Raw genomic sequence first — 18,451 nt, 5'->3', positions numbered from 1 at the left:
AAATTTCTTATAAATATTACAATTGCTACAGCTAAATAGCTGTAGCAATTGTAATATTTTATATTATACACTATTTTTTATTTTCCTTCAACAGAAACATATCTTAACTGATAAGTTCCTCCGAATGCTGGATATTGAAGTCCCTTTACATAGTTGTGTATAAATGATTTTCTATCTCTGTAGAATACAGGAGCAATACCAGCGTCCTTAGCTATAAGAATTTCTTCAGCCTGCTTGAAGAGGTCTAATCTCTTTGTAGTATCTCCTTCTATTGCAAGCTGCTTAACAAGATTGTCATATTCTGCATTTGAATATTGTCCGTTGTTGTTTCCATCACCGGTCTTAAATAAACCTATGAATGTATATGGGTCGTTATAATCTGCACCCCATCCTGCCATAGCAAGATCGAATTTTTGTTCTGATGTTTTCTTTAAGTAGTCATCAAAGCTTGCAACTGAATCTATTACTATATCTCCAATTCCAATCTTTTGCTTCCAGTTGTTGATAAAGAATTCTGCCCACTGTCTTGAATCAGTTGAATCATCCTGTGGTAAGTAATGTAATTTATATTTTGCTGGATCTGGATCGAGTCCTAAATCCTTAAGACCTTCAATAAATAACTGTTTTGGATCTTGGTTCATAACAGCTTTTAAAGGTTCTTCAACATTAGATCTATATTCCTTATCGTTAACCATTATTGTACCTGGAACTATTCCTAATGCTGGAATACCTCTCTTCATTATCTGGTTAACGTAGCTGTCTCTGTCTATTGAAAGTGATAATGCAAGTCTAACCTTTGGGCTTTGAAGTATCTTTGTGTTTTCAGCATACTTACCTGTGCAGTTGAATTGTATATAGAATACTGTTGGCTGTGGAGCCTGTTCAAACTGCCATTTTTTCTCATTTGCTCCCTGCTTTAATGGATCGAGGTATTCTCCTCTTCCACCCATTGCATCAAGCTGCTTGTTTGTAAACATCTGGTATACTGTCTTTAATTCTTTTATATCCTGAAGAACTACTTTGTCAACCTTTATATTTGCTGCATTGTAGTACTTTGGATTTTTTACAAGTGTCAATTTTGAGTTAATACTGTCGTCTTGAAGAGTATATGGTCCGCAGAACACCATCTTTGATATGGATTCCTTAGTAAGTGCACCATATTTATCTCCCTGAGCTTCAACTATGTCCTGTCTTTGTGGAGCTAATAATGCAAAGCTTGTAGTCTGGAGGAAATATGGAGTTGGCTGCTCTAATGTAATCTTTAATGTTGTATCGTCTACAGCCTTAATTCCAACTTCGTCAGCTGAGCATTTTCCTGTATTATACTTTTCACCATTCTTTAAGTAGTATAAGAAAAATGCATACTGTGATTTAGTGTCAGGATTGAGTATTCTCTTCCATGCATACTCGAAATCCTTTGCTGTAACCGGCTTATCATCAGACCAGTTAAGCTTTCTTAAGTGGAATGTCCATTCAGTTCCGTCTGCATTGCTTTCCCACTTTTCTGCTGCGCCTGCTTCAGGCTTGTCATTGTTGGACACAGTTAATGTTTCCATTGTGTTTTGAATGATATCAAAGGATGCAACATCTGTTGCCTTTGCTGAATCCAGAGTTTTTACTGATGCCTCAACCAAATTTAACTCTGTTGGTGCTGCTTTTTGCGCAGCTTTTTGTCCGCAGCCTGTTAATGCTATAGTAGATAGCATCATTACAGAAAGAACGGCTGCTAAAAGTTTTGCTTTTTTCACGCTAAATTCCCCCTATTCATAATATAATATTTTAACTTGTATTAAAAATACAAGTTAATTAGGCTTAATAGTTTAATTTTTCATATCCTTCCTGATTTCCAAATATGTATAAGCAATGTTTTTAAATATATTAAATAGTAAATAAATTTTAATAATTGAATATTGACTTCATTTATTCTTTAATATTAGCACAATTCATTTTAGATGTCAATTATTGCTACTATAAAGGTCATTTATTCAGCATATATAAATTACCACTTATAAATATACCTAACTGATGTCTTTAAAAACTTCCAGCCGCTTTAATATTTATAATATTTATATTCTTTTCTTTAAAACTTTTCAACTCTAAAAATTCTCATTTTCAGCAATTTTAGTAGATATTTCTATAACTTTTAAACTATTTCATCGTTTTTCGCTTTTTTTAAAACCTTGACTTTTTATTTTTTATGTTTTTTTATTCATTAATCTAAATATATTAAAATTGCAAAAATCACACCCACATTTACAATTTATATGTTGCCAAATTTGAAAGAACAATATTCAAAAGTTGCAAAAATCATTTTTATATTCTACTAAAAAATACCTCATAAAGACTCATGATCTTTATGAGGTATTTTAAATAATAAGTTATTACTACCTTAAAACATTTATTGCTATATCTTCCATATCCAGTTCTATATATTTTTCATATTTGGGAATAGCTTTTTCCTTATCATAACCGCATGCTTCATAATATCTGTCAAGGGCAGTATCCATATCAACAACTCTACCCTTTGGTGGTCCATAGGGGGCAGGCTCATTTATAAATCTTTGAGGCAATCTATCATCTTTCCTTGTAAATCCCCTCAGATAATTTATGCTTCTTTCAAGTGCTATAGTCCTTTCTGCTTTTTTTAGAAGCTCAACTTTATCTGTATCTATACCCGTAACTGCTGAATAAAGTTCTGCAAGTGTAATTGGACTCATTTCCATATTAATAACATTAAAGTCACATATTCCAAGTAGATTTGTTACAACAAAATATTCCTTAACTGCCTTTAGCCATTCCTTAGATTCATTCTCATCAAAGGGATTTTTAGGTTCATTTATATCAAGTGCAGAAAATAGATATCCAAAAGCATCAATAGTTGCAGAATAAGGTCTCATATGACATGCTCCTCTTTCTGAAGTACCAAAGGCTATTGCCATTGATGCGCTTCCTCTTGGATCTGTTGCTGATATTTCCATTCCCTTAACCGCCATAACAAAATCCTCTGCATTACCTCCAATCCTTTTAGCTGCTGCAAAGGAACCATCAGCAAACAAATCACCTGCTCCTTCTCTCAATCCCATCTTTCTAATTAGTTCTGCCATAGATTTCCCATTTCCAAAATTAAGTTCAAGACCATCCAAATCTTCTTTCCCAATTAATCCTTTCTCATACCATTCCATAGCTGTCGAAACTGTTGCACCAGCTGAAATAGTATCTATACCATAAATTGATGTATAATATGCTGCTAAAGCAATATCTTCATAGCTGTCAACTCCGCATCTTGCTCCAAGAGCAGAGACTGTTTCATATTCAAGTTCCCCAATTTCCATTTTTCCCATGTAAACAAATTTATGACATCCAAGCTGACATGAATAACATGCTCGTCTATTTACTTTAAATTTTTCTTTGTCGTTCCAAATATTATAGGGTAAAAGACTTTCAATATCAGCAAAGGAATTTTCTAAAAAATTTCTTGTTGGAAGTATTCCATAAGCATTAGCGCCATCAAGCCATGCTAATGTTCCATAGCCATGAACTGGGCCCCAGGTATATGTCTCATCCCTTAGCTCTTTAATCGCTGTTTTATTTACTGATAAAAATCTATCTTTATCAAATACCTCTACACTTCCTTCACCTTTAACTGCAATTGCCTTTATCTTTTTAAACCCCATAACAGCTCCTGCTCCACCTCTGCCAGCAAAACAATCATCACTAAAAATACATGCTAATTTTGATAGTTTTTCTCCTGCCTGTCCAATACAACAAATCTTAAATTCCTTTCCAAGTTCATTTTTTAATAATTCTGTGGTTTCCCTTGTATCCTTTCCCCATAGATATTCTGCATTTCTTAATTCAACAGTATCGTTGTTTATATATAGATAAACAGGATTTTCTGAAGCTCCCTCAAATACTATTGAATCATAGCCCGCAAACTTTAATTCTGCACCAAAATGACTTCCCATATTCGAAGCACCAATTGTATTTGTTAGTGGCGATATAAAAACAACAGATGTTCTTGATGCTGATGGTGTAGGTGTTCCAGTTAATGGTCCTGTGTTAAAACTTAATATATTCTCAGGGCTAAATGCTTTTGCATTATGGGGCATTTCATACCACAAAAGACCTATTCCATAACCTTCTCCCCCTAAAAATTTCTTTACATATTCTGCATTTATCTTTTCTTTTTTTATTGTCCCATTATTTAGATTAATTCTAAGAACACAATCCTTATATCCTGTCATATTATCACCTCCTACCACCCCAGTGCCTGTCTTGGGCATATTGAAACACATTGAGGTACTCCACCACAAAGATCACATTTAAAAGCTCTGTAATTTCCGTCTATCTGAATGATTTCTATGGCATTAATTGGACACACTTTAGCACATTCCCCGCATCCAGTACAGTTATCACCAATAGTAACAGCACCAGAGTATGAATTTCTGCTGATAGCATTTTGGGGACATGCTTTGGCACAAGGCATATCAGCACACTGTTGACATACTGTTTGGCTGAATTTACCATATTCATCCAGTTCCTTTATTTTTATTCCTGTACTTTTAGGGTTTATCTTGTTAAAGTGATATAAAGAACAGATTGATTCACACGCTCTGCAGCCTTGACATGATTTTGGATTTGTAATTACTTTTACAACTCCAACTTTCATTTATTTCCCTCCTTAACCTCCCCCACCAACGGGCAATATTAATACTTCATCATTATCAATTAAAATCGATGATTTATCTTTTACCCTTCCATTTACACTTACAACTATCCATTCTGTTTTTATAGGGAATTTCATTATTTCCAAAAGTTCTTTTATTGTTGTTCCTTCTTTAAGCTCAAATTCTTTTTCTTTATAACCTAACCCTGATGCTATAATTCCTGAAAGTTTTACAACTATTCTTATAATCTCACCTCCTCCTTATTTATATTAATAAAGTTCATCTATAAAGTCATAAAAACCTATAGATGAACTACTTAATTCAGCTAATACACAAAAATTACTTTTTATACCCATACGTTTTAGTTAACCTTAAAGGTTTTCTAAAATAGGAGCATATATAATATTTATATGAGTAAATTGTTTCAAATAAAACTATCTAATCAAATTTTAATAGCTATTATCTGTTTCTTCTCTTTGCAAAGGATAATATTCCTCCGAGAGCAATAGATAAAAATGCAGCCATTAAAACCCTGTATTCAGAAGGCATAAGAAATGTTATAGTGTGTGCAGGAATCCAGAAAAAAGGTATAGTTTTACCTACTACAAACCTTATAAAACCATCCCAATCTATTTTTTTAATTACATCCTTTAAGGGGATATTAATTATTTGATTTATTTTGCCATTACCCATGTCAATGAAGGTATCGGTAATTCTATGAAAAGCCATAAATGTCGGTGCAAATAAGAGGTTCATAAGTGAACTTGTATAAAATGCAAATAAAAAGGTATTAAAATAAGAATTGATAGCTGAGGGAAGCAATCCTTTTTTCATTGCGCTTAAAACTCCTGATGAATAAATCTCAAATACAATTACAATTAAAATGCCAATAAATCCCCATATAATTGCCCTATATAAAAGTCCAACAGGTTTTTTAAATTCCCCATTTAAAATTCTTATTGCAAGAAGTTCTCCCATAGTTGCTAAAATAAAAAACTTAATAAATCCCATAAGATACGGATGATGCTTGCTTAAATCTACAAACAGTCGATGAGTTACTGGGACACAAAGGAATGCTACAACCAAAGCTAAAATACCTGTCCATATAAAGTCATGCTTTTTCATTTCAATAATTCCTCCTATGATAGTATAATCTCTTTTATTTTATCAAAATGAAAATTAAAAAACATCACTATATAAAAAAGTAAAGGATTATTCTTTTATTATAAATCAACACATTCAAATATTTAATTTCGTTAATTTTAAAAAATCGATTCAATCTTAATGATTGAATCGAATATAAATTCTATGAAATTGTTAATTCCATCTTTATATTATTATTACCTTCTATAGTATTAAACAAAACATTTTTATATTTTTTTAATGTATTTTTCAGCATTATAAGTCCAAGGTCTCGCTCCTGCCCCTTTATTAATCCAACTTTATGAAACATTTTTTCAATATCATTCTTTTTATCACTTGAATTTTCTATTATAAATTTTATTATTCCATCATTATTATAAATTGAAAGCATTACATATTTTTCTTCGCTATTTAATGCAGCTTCATAAGCGTTGTCCAAAAGTATACCAAGTGACTGACATAGGTCACTTATATTCATATTTATTTCATTTATATCATATTCAACAATCAAATTTGCATTAATACCTGACTGATTCATCATTTCAAATTTAGTCATTATAAGTCCTGCTAAACCAGCGCTTTTAATTTTCTGAAGCATTAAATTATTTCTTATATTTTCACTTTTGTCTTTCATAAATATTTCATTTACGTACTCTTCCAAGCCATCCCAATCTTCAAATTGTATGTAACCTTTTAATGCTGCCATAGTATTATCATATTTCCGTTTTATAACTTTTAAGTCTCTAACCATATCACTCATTGTGCTGTCATAAAAATTTTGCTGTTCTATTTCTAAACTTCTTTTGTCATATTTTGTCATACTTATTGCTAATATTATATTAAATCCAAAATATAGCATGTAAATAATCAAAAGAAACAGCATCATTTTTGTATTTAACCCATCTTTATAATAAAAACAAAATAATGAAGCATTTGCCATAAGAACTAATGCAGTTAAAAGTATAAATGTAAACATAAAAGTTATATTTTTTGAGCGTATGCTTAAAGACAAATTGACTCTGCTTTTATAAATTATTATAACCAAAATCAAAATAGTTTTAATAATATAAAGCATTATATTTATTATAATTAAATAAGTTTCGTTATTTATGACTTTAGTAATATCAATATTAAAAGATGAGAATGCAAAAAATATAAAGCATGTAAGAATAATTTCTATTGTTGTTATAATATATACCGATAATAAACTCTTTGATATTGGAATCTTATAAACATATTTTACAATAACAGCAAAAATCACAGGATAAAAAATAGCGATATATAAAATATAAAAAATTTCTGTAAATTCACGCTGCATAGCGTAAAGTAGAAAAGTTATCATTCCAATAAATAATCCGTTTAACATTATTTTTGATAATTTCATTTTCAAATCATTAAAAACGATTATAAAAAAGTTCATGAACATTGCATCTAACATAGCAATTATAAACGTAAAGTATATGCTAACATGTTGGTTCACAAGCCATGCCCCCTATTTTTCTGTTAAAATTTATACATTATATATCTAATTTTAGCATATAAATATATGAAATACTTAATTTTTACATTTTTTTATTATTTTATTACAAAAATTAAGTGCTGCTATTTTAGCAGCACTATTAACTTATTTATATCCTATTCTTGTAATTCTACTCATTTTTTATTATCTTCATTTTATATTAAGCATCATATCTTTTCTCTTTTTGTATAATGGGTATGCAAAAGCTCATGAGCCTTTTCCCCTCCGACCTCACCTATGTATTCTTCATAAAGCTTTTTCACAGCAGGATTCTCATGGGATTTTCTTATTTTTTTATTTCTATCCTCAGTGTATAGCGCCTCCATTCTCTTTTTTACAATATCTAAATTTCCAAAATGATAGGGCTGCCCTCCTCCATCGATACATCCTCCAGGGCAAGCCATTATCTCTATTGCATGATATTGTGATTCTCCTCTTTGTATCGCTTCAAGAAGTTTTCGTGCATTTCCCAAGCCATGGGCTACCCCTATTCTTATATCCTGTCCATTTATGTTGATAGTTGCTTCCTTAAGCCCATCTAATCCCCTAACGCTCTGAAACTCAACATCCTCAAGAGTTTTATTTGTAAGCCACTCGTAGGCAGTTCTAAGAGCTGCCTCAATAACTCCTCCGGTTGTTCCAAATATAACCGATGCACCCGTCGATTCCCCAAGAGGGTCATCAAAATCTTCATCGCAAAGACTTTTAAAATCAATTCCTGCCTCTTTAATCATATCTGCAAGTTCTCTTGTTGTTATAACTAAATCAACATTTTTAAGTCCCTCATGTTTAAGCTCTGGCCTTATTACTTCATATTTTTTAGCAAGGCAGGGCATTATAGATACTACAACTATTTTTTCAGGATTAATTCCCATTTTATCAGCAAGATAAGTTTTTGCTATAGTTCCAAACATTATATGGGGTGATTTACAGGTTGAAGGTATATCAAGCAAATCAGGAAATTGATGCTCAATGAACTTAACCCAGCTTGGGCAACAGCTTGTAAGAATAGGCAGCCTTCCTCCATTCTGGAGTCTGTCTATGAATTCATGGGCTTCTTCTAAAATAGTAACATCTGCAGCAAAATCAGTATCAAAAACCTTTTTAAAACCTAACCTTTTCAATGCAGCTACCATTTTCCCAGTTACAATACTACCTGCTTCCATTCCAAACTTTTCTCCGAGGGCAACTCTTATTGCAGGTGCTGTTTGAACGATTACATATTTATCAGGGTCAGAAAGAGCTTCCCACACCTTTGAAACATGGCTTATCTGAGTTAAGGCTGCTGTAGGGCATACTGCAACGCATTGCCCGCAAAATGTACACTGAGTATCTATCATCGGAAGTCCAAAGGCAGGTGATACAACAGTTTCAAACCCCCTGTCAACTGCAGAATATACATTACACGTTTGAACTTCGTTGCACATAGTTTCACATCTTCTGCACATTATACATTTATCGAGATTTCTATATATTGACTCGCTTGATAAATCCTTAGGATATGTAGACATTTTCCCCTTATATCTTATATTCCTGATACCTAAATCTGCAGCAAGCTGCTGAAGCTGGCACTGTGTATTTTTTTCACATACCAGACAATCTGTAGGATGGTCTGATAATAAAAGTTCAACTACTGTCCTTCTTGCTTTTATAGCTCTTATACTGTCTGTTTTTACAACCATGCCCTCAGAAGCTTCAGTAGCACAGGCAGGAGCAAGGTTTCTTCTCCCCTCTACTTCAACAACGCACACCCTGCAGGATGCTGTTCTATTTACCATTTTAATATCGTGTAAATCAAGATAACAAAGCGTTGGAATATGTATATTTGCTTTTTTTGCAGCCTCAAGAATAGTAGTTCCTTCAGGTACGCTAACCTTTATGCCATTTATAGTTAAATTAATCATATTTATTCTCCTTTCTAATTTTCATCTTCTGGTTATAGCATTGAACCTGCATGTAGCCATGCAAGCTCCGCACTTTATACATTTTTCTCTATCTATAACATGAGTTTTTCTAACTTCACCAGAGATGGCATTAGTAGGACATACCTTTGCACAGGCTGTACAGCCAACACACTTTTCAGGCAATATATAATACTTTAAAAGAGCTGTACAAACCCCTGCAGGACAAGTCTTATCCTTTACATGGGCAACGTATTCATCCCAGAAGAAATTCATAGTGCTTAGAACAGGATTAGGAGACGTCTGACCGAGACCGCATAGGGCTGTATCCTTTATAATCTGCCCTAACTCCTTTAACTCCTCAAGGTGCTCCATTGTACCTCTTCCTTCAGTAATTTCCTTTAGAATTTCAAGCATCCTCATATTGCCGACTCTGCAGGGAGTACATCTGCCGCAGGACTCATCACAGGTAAACTCGAGATAGAATTTTGCAATATTTACCATGCAGTCATCTTCATCCATAACTATCATTCCCCCAGAGCCCATCATTGAACCTATCTTTGTTAAGTTATCATAATCAATAGGAGTGTCAAGATGCTCTTTTGGTATACATCCTCCCGATGGCCCTCCTGTCTGAACAGCTTTAAACTTTTTTCCTCCTTTAATGCCTCCCCCAAGATCATATATAATCTCCCTTAATGTTAATCCCATTGGTACTTCAACAAGTCCAACGTTATTAATCTTGCCTGCAAGAGCAAATACCTTTGTGCCTTTGCTTTTCTCCGTTCCTATTGAATTAAACCAATCTGCACCTTTTAAAATAATAGGACATATATTGGCAAAGGTTTCAACGTTGTTAATATTAGTTGGCTTTTTCCAAAGACCCTTTTGTGCAGGAAATGGAGGCTTTACCGTTGGCTCGCCGCGCCCGCCTTCAATAGAATTTATAAGTGCAGTTTCCTCTCCGCATATAAAAGCTCCAGCCCCATATTTAAGATCTATATCAAAGGAAAAATTAGAACCAAGAATGTTGGATCCCAAAAGTCCGAGTTCATAGGCCTGTTTTATTGCTATTCTAAGCCTTTGTATAGCAAGAGGATATTCCGCTCTTATGTATATATATCCTTTGTTGGCACCTATGCAGTATCCGCAAATTGCCATAGCTTCAAGCACAGTATGGGGATCACCCTCGAGAATACTTCTGTCCATAAAAGCACCTGGATCGCCTTCATCCGCATTGCAGATTACATACTTCTGATTAGATTTCGATTTTTTTGTCATTTCCCATTTTAGGCCAGTAGAAAATCCACCTCCGCCCCTTCCTCTAAGGCCGCTTTTTTTAACTTCTTCAATAACCTCTTCAGGAGTCATTTCTGAAAGTACCTTGCCAAGTGCCTGATAGCCATCAACAGCTATATATTCATAGATATTTTCAGGGTCTATAAAACCGCAGTTTCTAAGTGCTATTCTTATCTGCTTTTTATAAAAGGGCATATCGCTTTGTTCAGGAAGAGCTTCCTTTGTTACAGGTTCTTTATATAAATACTCCTCAACAATCCTTCCTTTTATAATATGCTCATTTATTATTCTCACAGCCTTTTCAGGATTAACTTCAACATAAAAAACGTTATCTGGAGTTACTTTTACAATAGGTCCTTTTTCACAAAAGCCAAAACAGCCTGTTACAATTACCTGAATTTCATTTTTAAGCCCTGCTTTTTCTATTTCCTTCTCAAAAACCTCAACTACTTCTGAAGAACCTGAGGCTTTACATCCTGTTCCACCGCAAACAAGTAAATTCATTCTATAATTAGGCATTTTTACCCCTCCAGCAAATCAAATATTTTTAAATGTTCTCTCAATAATCCAGTCTTTTTGAATTTCTCCGTTCTTTATATGTTTTTTAATTATTTCCCGCCCTCTTTCTGCATTTATATTGCCATATAAAACTGGTTCTTTACCTGGAACTCTAACCTCAACTGTAGGTTCAGCATAGCAGTATCCTAAACATCCTGATTGAACTACAACTACATTAGTCAGTTTTTCCTTTGAAACTTCATCTATTATCGCATTTATCGTATCCCTTGCACCTGAGGCAATCCCACAGGTAGCCATACCTACTGAAATACGGATTTTATTTTCTGAATCTGAAGTATCTCTACCTATTATGTTTTCCTTATACTTATCCCTTAAAGCTTTAAGTTCCTCAAGAGATTTAATCCCTGCCATAATAAAACCTCCTATTTTTTATATTCCTTTATAATTTCTTCAACATCTTCCACCTTAACTCTTCCATAAACCTTACCATCAACCATAACAACCGGTGCAAGCCCACAGGCCCCTACACATCTTAAAGTGTTAATTGTAAACATTCCATCTTCACTCATGTTTCCTTCTTTAATGTTAAGTATTCTTTTAAATTCTGTAAGTATTTTTTCTGCTCCTTTTACAAAGCATGCTGTTCCCATGCATATATTGATAACATGCTGTCCCCTTGGTTCCATAGTAAAATATGAATAAAAAGTAACTACTCCAAAAACCTTTGAAGCTGGTATGTTGCATTTTCGTGCAATGTAAAGCTGTAAATCTTTTGGAAGATAGCCAAACATATCTTGTGCTTCATGAAGGATGTTAATAAGGGCACCTTCTTTTTCTTCTATGCCATCGATATATTCTTCGAGCTTTTTTAACTTTTCACTATTCAGGTTATATTCAGCCATAACTTTTCCTGCTGATTACGCAGGTTCTTCACCATCCTTTCTAAATTGCTTTATAAAACCCTTCACTCTATAAGTATTTCCAAAATATTCTTTATTATTTATTTCAAATATTGATAATTTATATTTTTATAAAACGTTAAATTTATTTATAAAATAATCATTGTTAATGTATATAATTCTAAAAAAATGTATACTTTTTATCTTTAAGGAAATAATAGACATAGAATGTTAAAGGAGGCGATTTTATGACTAATCTAACACCATCAATTGGATGGGGCTGGTGGCTTTTGCTTCATATAATCACAATTCCTCTGTTGTTTTACTTAGGAAAAGGTATGATGAAAAAAGAAGTTGATTAGGAGGTAAGATTATGTATACTCCAAGATTAGGTTGGACTTATTGGATTATACTCCATCTAATTACAATTCCACTTACAATATATATTGGTTCTTTATTTAGACGTAGAGAATCAAATAGAGTAAAGTAGGCATCAAAAACATATTAGACAAACAGTTTATTAGATAAAGGGCTTTTTAGCCCTTTATCTAAATTAAAGATAAAAAAGTGCCGCCAACTGGCAGCACTTTAATCCTATTAATTTAACATTACTTTATGTTTATTTTTCTTTTTCCGTTTTATTATAAATGTAGCTGAGAATATTATTAAAACTAAAATAATCAATAATAATCCAAATACGGTTAATGTTATATTATTTGGTTTACTAATAAGAGCCATAATACTGCTGTTATTATCAATTATTTTTCTTCCCTGTGGTTTGCTGTAATATTGCGGAATTTGAGAGATTCCATTTATTTTATCAAAGGATTTAAGATACTCTGCAACAGCTAACCATTCCTTTAACTCATTAGCTTTTCCATTGCTCTTATCATAAATTATTTGTGCTTCAAAGTCAGTGACAGCATTTCCTTTCTTTGTTTTTGGAATAATAGATAATATACCTTTTGACTTTTCGCCAACAACAGAAAGCATCTGTCCTGAGTACAAATTCGCCACGACTCTGTAAAGCTTATTATCATCAATCTTATCTAACGTTCCATCAGGTTTTATAATAACTGCGTCAGTAACTTTATTAAAAATAAACCTTTTAGGATTAAAAGTATAGCTTATACCTGACATATAAAGCTGTGCAGAAGGCATTAGAGGTGTAATCGATGCATCAACCTCACAGGCTGTTTTTAATTCTTTGCCTGTAAGATATACTGAAATTAATGGATAACCCGAAATCTTATCTGGACCAATACCAAGGGAGCAGGTATTAAAAGCATCTGAAACTGTAATATCTCCTTTTACAAAGGAATTTCTAATTGTTCCACTTGGAACTAGTGCCGCCGTTACAGGCTCATAATCTGACCCTTCTGCCTTTTTTACAGCATATATATATGCATCGCTTATAAGATTTCCGAGGGGTTCCTCTGAGTGTTTTTTGCCTATATCAGATGTAGGAATAAAATCAAAGGATGAGCTTGCAAGAACTTCGTCAAACTTCATATTAAAATTATCAAGATACTTCTTCTGCACTATATCCTTATACTCATTTATTACTTTAGATATGTGTTTATCTTCTGATAAAGTTTCATCTATCTGCCTTAATTTATAGTCTCTCAATATCCATTTATTACCTTCCTTTGAGATTCGAATTACGCCAAGATTTTCACAGTATTCTCCACAGGATGCTATTATAGTTTTTCCAACAATAATAGGTTTTTCAAGTTTTGTATGGGAATGACCACTTATTATTAAATCTATATCAGGTACTTTTTTTGCAAGTATTTCATCCTCTGATTCTGACTTTTTATCTGATAAACCTGAATGGGATAAACATAATATAATATCTGCCTTTTCTTTTTCCTTTAAAATTTTAACAACATTTTTAGCTCTCTCTACAGTATCATCAAATTCAACTCCTGCCATAGGTGCACAGGAAGCTGAATCTTTCCCTATCAATCCGAAAATACCTATTTTAACTCCTTTTTTCTCTAATATGGTATACTCCTTTACGCCATATTCTTCCATAGCTTTCTTTAATGCAGTTAATGACTCACTCATATTGCCATTTTTATCTTTTGGGAAAACTATATTTGATGATACAATCTGAGGCAGTCTATTTCCACTTTCTTTAGCAGCATTTAAACTGTCTGCTAATCCTTCAGCTCTAAAATCAAACTCATGATTACCAAATGTTGCAACATCGTATCCCATCTCTCCTAATATTTTTAACTGAGGTGCATCACTTCCAAATATGGTTTGAAATAAAGTGCCCATAGAAAAATCCCCTGCATCAACTAAAAGCGAGTCACTATCATTTTTTCTTTCCTCATTTATTGCACTTTGAAGTCGAGCATATCCTCCAACACTCTTAATATTACCATTTTGTACAATATTGAATGGCATCAAGTGATCGTGCATATCATGTGTAAAAAGAATTGTAATATCTTTTTCATTTGGAGCTGACTTTACATTAAAACTTATAAAAGAAAAAAGTAAAACTATGACAAAAAATATACTGCACAAACGTAAATTCCTTTTCAAAATATCATCCCCCTAAAAACAGCTTTCTGAATGTTTACATTTTCTCATTGCTTACTTATATAATATCAGAATTTTGTTTTAATTATAAGGATGACTCTGTTATTTTTTGTCTGCTTATTCTCAAAATGTAAAATAAATTTATCTGAAAAATTTACAAAAACCAAAGAAAATAAATCCTATTCCAAGCAATAGCAAAATCAATATTACAATCTTATCAAAGGATTTATTATTCTTATCTGTTGTAAACCTTTTTACTCCCTTTAATGCTGCTATATTTAATATTACAAACCAACCAAACATACCGATAATAATAAAAAGCAAAAACAAGTAGTAATTAAAGGAACCACTATTTCTAAACTTGTGAATCAATGTACCACTAATAGTTAGCCAAAAGGAATGAGTCATAGGATTGGTAAAAGCTATTATAAATCCCTTCAAAACAGGTAATGATTCGAATTTGTTAACATTAACATCTTTTTTATCTTTTGATTTTTTAAAATCATCATATGCGAAAAAAATAATTAAAACTCCGCATATAATAAAAAATATACCTTCTGTTCTTTTATTCTCATTTAGCAAATTAAATAGTCCTATATTAATCAAAATTATATCTACTGCATCTGAAAGAACAGCCCCAAGGGCAACTAACAAACCTTCTTTTAATCCATAATTTAATGTTTTCTTAATAGATTCCATTCCTGCAGGTCCAAGGGGAATTGCAAAAACTATTCCAGTAAAAAAACCTGTTATTATCATCCTTAATAGTATGAATAAATGCCTCAAACTACCATCCCCTTCAATAATGCTGTCAAATTAATAATTTCTCATTATTCTTCTACTACTCTGATTCTTTAATTATATAATAATGAAAGAGATAAATTCAATTCTGCATTTTTAATAATATTTAATTTAGTAATATGAGATATTTATAGTAAATATACGCAATTCTAATATATAATTTATTTATAAAAGCAACTAATGCCTCATTATTAAACATAATCTTTAAACTATGAAATCTTCTTTATTAAAAATTTTTGAAATAATATTTTTATAAATAAAATTTTGTTTTATAATATTTCTAAACCAATTGATTTTAGGGGGATATGTTTATGAATTATGATTTAAAGAAATTAATAAATGGTACAGATATTAGAGGTGTTGCAATTTCAAATGAAGAAGGATTAAACGTAACATTAGACAAAAATTCTATTGAACTTCTATCCTTTAGTTTTGCTGTTTGGCTTTCACAGAAAACATGTAAAAAAACAAATGAACTGAAAATTTCTGTTGGAATGGATTCAAGGTTATCAGGCCATGATTTAAAAAACGCTGTTGTAAGTGGTCTTTGTAAAACTGGCGCTAAAGTTTATGACTGCGGCTTGAGCTCTACTCCATCAATGTTTATGACTACAATATTCGATGAATTCAGATGTGATGGTGCTATAATGCTTACTGCAAGCCATTTACCATATATGTATAATGGAATGAAATTCTTTACAATAAATGGCGGTATCAATAAAGAAGATTTAGAAAAAATCGTTGATATAGCAGTTGAAGGTAGAAATTCCGAAAAATTTAATAATGAAACATATGCAAGAAATGTTATTTTAAAAGATTTATTGAGCATATACAGCGATTATTTATATAATATAATTATTAAAGATTTTAAAGGTGATTTAAAAGATGGTGAACTGCTTAAAGGTTCAAAAATTATAGTTGATGCTGGTAACGGAGTTGGAGGATTTTTTGCTCATAAAATATTAAAAAAACTGGGAGCAGATATTGAAGGCAGTCAATATTTAAACCCTGACGGAAATTTTCCAGGCCACATACCAAACCCTGAAGCTAAAGAAGCTATTGAATCGATTAAAGAAGCAGTTCTTAAAAATAGAGCTCATTTAGGGATTATATTCGATACAGATGTTGATAGAGCAGCAATAATTGATGAAAATGGGAATGAAATAAACAGAAACAGCCTTATCGCTTTACTATCAGCCATTGTACTTGAGCAGCACCCTAATTCAACAATTGTAACTGATTCAGTAACATCTAACGGACTTACAGAGTTTATTGAGAAGGATTTAAAAGGCAAGCATCACAGGTTTAAAAGAGGATATAAAAACGTTATAAACGAAGCCATCAGGTTAAATAGTATTGGAGAAGAATGTCATTTAGCTATAGAAACATCAGGCCATGCTGCACTTAAGGAAAACTATTTTCTTGACGATGGAGCATATCTTATTTGCAAAATACTATCAAAATACATAAAACTAAAAAAAGAAAATAAACTTATTTATGATCTGATTAAAAATCTTAAAAAGCCTTTAGAATCAAAGGAGTTTAGAACAAAGATACTAAAAGAAGATTTTAAAACTATTGGAAATGAAATAATAAGTAATTTCAGCAATTATTGCAGTACGATTGAAGGCTGGAATATTGTACCCAAAAATTATGAAGGAATTCGAGTAAATTGTGAAAATGAAAAAGGCTGGTTTCTTTTAAGAATGTCACTTCATGAACCATTATTAGTATTAAACATTGAATCAGATGTTCCTGAAGGATGTGAGAATATTAAAGAAAAAGTTAATAACTATATCAAAAAATATGAGGAATCAGTTAAACTATTTAATTAAATCAGCAAAAATAATTTTCAAAGGCGGCAAGAAATATAAGTTTTCATGCCGCCTTTGCATAGTTTTAAAAGCAATTAAGTGTTCCTAATTTATTGTGTGTTTATTCTATTTCATTATGCTATATTTCAAAAATAGCAATAGCTTCTTTCTATATTTTAGCATTAGGTTTATTATTAAGTATATCATATGCCTTCTTTATATAATCATATTTCATAACAGGATTAAAAAAGTAAACATAAGATTGGTATAGTAATTATTGAACAAACTGTTGAAATAAATATAATTCCAGATGCAAATGAAGCGTTGCAACCATATTTGTCAGCAAGTATTGCTGTTGTTGCGCCTGCGGGCATTCCGGTTAACAATACAGATACTCCTGTGATGAGAGAATTTACTTTCATTAATTTTAAAAAAGAAAAAATAAGCAAAGGAAAAACTATCAAACGAATAAAAGTAAAGTAGAAAGTTGCTTTATCAAAAATCTGTGTTATTTTGCATTCTGACAATATGCATCCTATAACTATCATTGATATTGGAATCGTACACTGACTTAAAAAAATAATACTTCGATTTATACTGATGGGTATTGGTATATGAAAAGCCATTATAAAAATACCAAAAAAAACAGCAATTATACAAGGATGAAAAATTAAACTTTTAACTGTTTCTTTTGTAAAAAAATTCTTTTTTCTAACATTTTTATCTTCACTTTTATTTGTAAACAGAGCTAATCCTGAAGTCCAAATCATAATACGAATAGGTATTTGAAAAATAGATGCATATAATACACCAATTGAATTATAAATATTGTTAATAACCGGCAATCCAATAAAACTAGAATTTGAACAAATAAGTCCATATTTCATAACAGGTTTCATATCATCTGAAAAATGTGAAAATAAAAGTTTACCTAAAAAAATAGAAAGTATCTGTATAGTAAATGATATAATAAAAGCTGCAACTGAGTTTTTAATTAAATCAGGTGTTAAATTGCCATGAAATGATTCAATGATATTAGATGGTAAAATAAAATAAATTAATAAATCAGATAAGCTCTTTTGTACTTGACTGCTGATAATTTTTCTTTTTTTTGCAATAACGCCAACAAGCACCAGAAGAAACATTGCAATCTGAAGGTTTAACATCTGCAAAAATAAATTCATCATAAAACCCCTTACGTATTATTTTGTCTTATAATTAAGTAAAATCCTATTAAATATTTAAATTTACTTTTTTCTCGAACCCTCATTCTCTCAATCTCTATTGCCTTTAAGATACCCATTTAAGAATAATTAACACAAGATACATATATAAAATT

14 protein-coding genes are annotated in these 18,451 nt (G+C 31.7%); 1 reads left to right on the top strand and 13 read right to left on the bottom strand.

Annotated elements, in window-relative coordinates; genetic code table 11:
- Positions 1–77 precede the first annotated feature (77 nt).
- The 12 genes from B5D15_RS05070 to B5D15_RS05015 all read right to left on the bottom strand — a co-directional run bounded on the left by B5D15_RS05070 (position 78) and on the right by B5D15_RS05015 (position 15,283).
- Positions 78–1,748, bottom strand: a complete 1,671-nt coding sequence (locus B5D15_RS05070; RefSeq protein ID WP_078696038.1) for a peptide ABC transporter substrate-binding protein — start codon at positions 1,746–1,748, stop codon at positions 78–80.
- A gap of 636 nt (positions 1,749–2,384) precedes the next feature.
- Positions 2,385–4,244, bottom strand: coding sequence for an aldehyde ferredoxin oxidoreductase family protein (locus tag B5D15_RS05065; RefSeq protein WP_179122201.1), 1,860 nt, complete (start codon positions 4,242–4,244; stop codon positions 2,385–2,387).
- An 11-nt stretch (positions 4,245–4,255) separates the two neighbouring features.
- On the bottom strand, positions 4,256–4,669 hold the full coding sequence (locus B5D15_RS05060; RefSeq protein WP_078696148.1) for a 4Fe-4S dicluster domain-containing protein: 414 nt from the start codon (positions 4,667–4,669) through the stop codon (positions 4,256–4,258).
- 12 nt (positions 4,670–4,681) lie between these two features.
- Positions 4,682–4,885 carry a MoaD/ThiS family protein gene (locus B5D15_RS05055; protein ID WP_341428258.1) on the bottom strand — a complete coding sequence of 68 codons (204 nt, stop codon included), beginning with the start codon at positions 4,883–4,885 and terminating at the stop codon, positions 4,682–4,684.
- A 241-nt stretch (positions 4,886–5,126) separates the two neighbouring features.
- A complete protein-coding gene (locus tag B5D15_RS05050) occupies positions 5,127–5,792 on the bottom strand; it encodes a hypothetical protein (RefSeq protein WP_078696035.1) in 666 nt (221 codons plus the stop codon).
- 181 nt (positions 5,793–5,973) lie between these two features.
- Positions 5,974–7,290 carry a GHKL domain-containing protein gene (locus tag B5D15_RS05045; RefSeq protein ID WP_078696034.1) on the bottom strand — a complete coding sequence of 439 codons (1,317 nt, stop codon included), beginning with the start codon at positions 7,288–7,290 and terminating at the stop codon, positions 5,974–5,976.
- Positions 7,291–7,496: 206 nt separating this feature from the next.
- On the bottom strand, positions 7,497–9,239 hold the full coding sequence (locus B5D15_RS05040) for an NADH-dependent [FeFe] hydrogenase, group A6 (RefSeq protein ID WP_078696033.1): 1,743 nt from the start codon (positions 9,237–9,239) through the stop codon (positions 7,497–7,499).
- Positions 9,240–9,254: 15 nt separating this feature from the next.
- Positions 9,255–11,048 (bottom strand): NADH-quinone oxidoreductase subunit NuoF, encoded by a 1,794-nt coding sequence (gene nuoF / locus B5D15_RS05035; protein WP_078696032.1) that lies wholly within the window; start codon positions 11,046–11,048, stop codon positions 9,255–9,257.
- A gap of 18 nt (positions 11,049–11,066) precedes the next feature.
- Positions 11,067–11,459 (bottom strand): (2Fe-2S) ferredoxin domain-containing protein, encoded by a 393-nt coding sequence (locus tag B5D15_RS05030; protein ID WP_078696031.1) that lies wholly within the window; start codon positions 11,457–11,459, stop codon positions 11,067–11,069.
- Positions 11,460–11,470: 11 nt separating this feature from the next.
- Entirely contained in the window at positions 11,471–11,950 is a 480-nt protein-coding gene (locus B5D15_RS05025) for an NADH-quinone oxidoreductase subunit NuoE family protein (RefSeq protein WP_078696030.1), read from the bottom strand.
- A 594-nt stretch (positions 11,951–12,544) separates the two neighbouring features.
- Positions 12,545–14,500 carry a bifunctional metallophosphatase/5'-nucleotidase gene (locus B5D15_RS05020; protein ID WP_078696029.1) on the bottom strand — a complete coding sequence of 652 codons (1,956 nt, stop codon included), beginning with the start codon at positions 14,498–14,500 and terminating at the stop codon, positions 12,545–12,547.
- A 138-nt stretch (positions 14,501–14,638) separates the two neighbouring features.
- Positions 14,639–15,283, bottom strand: coding sequence for a LysE family translocator (locus tag B5D15_RS05015; RefSeq protein WP_078696028.1), 645 nt, complete (start codon positions 15,281–15,283; stop codon positions 14,639–14,641).
- Between the two features lie 326 nt (positions 15,284–15,609).
- On the opposite strand from B5D15_RS05015, the gene B5D15_RS05010 reads away from it, so the two are divergent.
- Positions 15,610–17,133: a phosphohexomutase domain-containing protein gene (locus B5D15_RS05010; RefSeq protein WP_143287208.1), complete on the top strand. Its 1,524-nt coding sequence runs from the start codon at positions 15,610–15,612 to the stop codon at positions 17,131–17,133.
- 221 nt (positions 17,134–17,354) lie between these two features.
- On the opposite strand, the gene B5D15_RS05005 is transcribed toward B5D15_RS05010, so the two are convergent.
- Entirely contained in the window at positions 17,355–18,296 is a 942-nt protein-coding gene (locus tag B5D15_RS05005) for an AEC family transporter (protein ID WP_179122200.1), read from the bottom strand.
- Between the last annotated feature and the right edge of the window lie 155 nt (positions 18,297–18,451).

The organism is Caloramator quimbayensis (assembly GCF_900167605.1).
Classification (GTDB): domain Bacteria; phylum Bacillota; class Clostridia; order Clostridiales; family Caloramatoraceae; genus Caloramator_B; species Caloramator_B quimbayensis.
The sequence above is the reverse complement of the archived record's forward strand: the minus strand, read 5'-3'. Positions and strand labels throughout refer to the sequence as shown.

What these genes read in the sequence shown, in the direction of transcription:
- B5D15_RS05065 (WP_179122201.1), bottom strand. Translation starts at nt 4,244, where the DNA reads ATGACAGGATATAAGGATTGTGTTCTTAGAATTAATCTAAATAATGGG.
- B5D15_RS05060 (WP_078696148.1), bottom strand. Translation starts at nt 4,669, where the DNA reads ATGAAAGTTGGAGTTGTAAAAGTAATTACAAATCCAAAATCATGTCAA.
- B5D15_RS05050 (WP_078696035.1), bottom strand. Translation starts at nt 5,792, where the DNA reads ATGAAAAAGCATGACTTTATATGGACAGGTATTTTAGCTTTGGTTGTA.
- nuoF (WP_078696032.1), bottom strand. Translation starts at nt 11,048, where the DNA reads ATGCCTAATTATAGAATGAATTTACTTGTTTGCGGTGGAACAGGATGT.
- B5D15_RS05030 (WP_078696031.1), bottom strand. Translation starts at nt 11,459, where the DNA reads ATGGCAGGGATTAAATCTCTTGAGGAACTTAAAGCTTTAAGGGATAAG.
- B5D15_RS05025 (WP_078696030.1), bottom strand. Translation starts at nt 11,950, where the DNA reads ATGGCTGAATATAACCTGAATAGTGAAAAGTTAAAAAAGCTCGAAGAA.
- B5D15_RS05010 (WP_143287208.1), top strand. Translation starts at nt 15,610, where the DNA reads ATGAATTATGATTTAAAGAAATTAATAAATGGTACAGATATTAGAGGT.
- B5D15_RS05005 (WP_179122200.1), bottom strand. Translation starts at nt 18,296, where the DNA reads ATGAATTTATTTTTGCAGATGTTAAACCTTCAGATTGCAATGTTTCTT.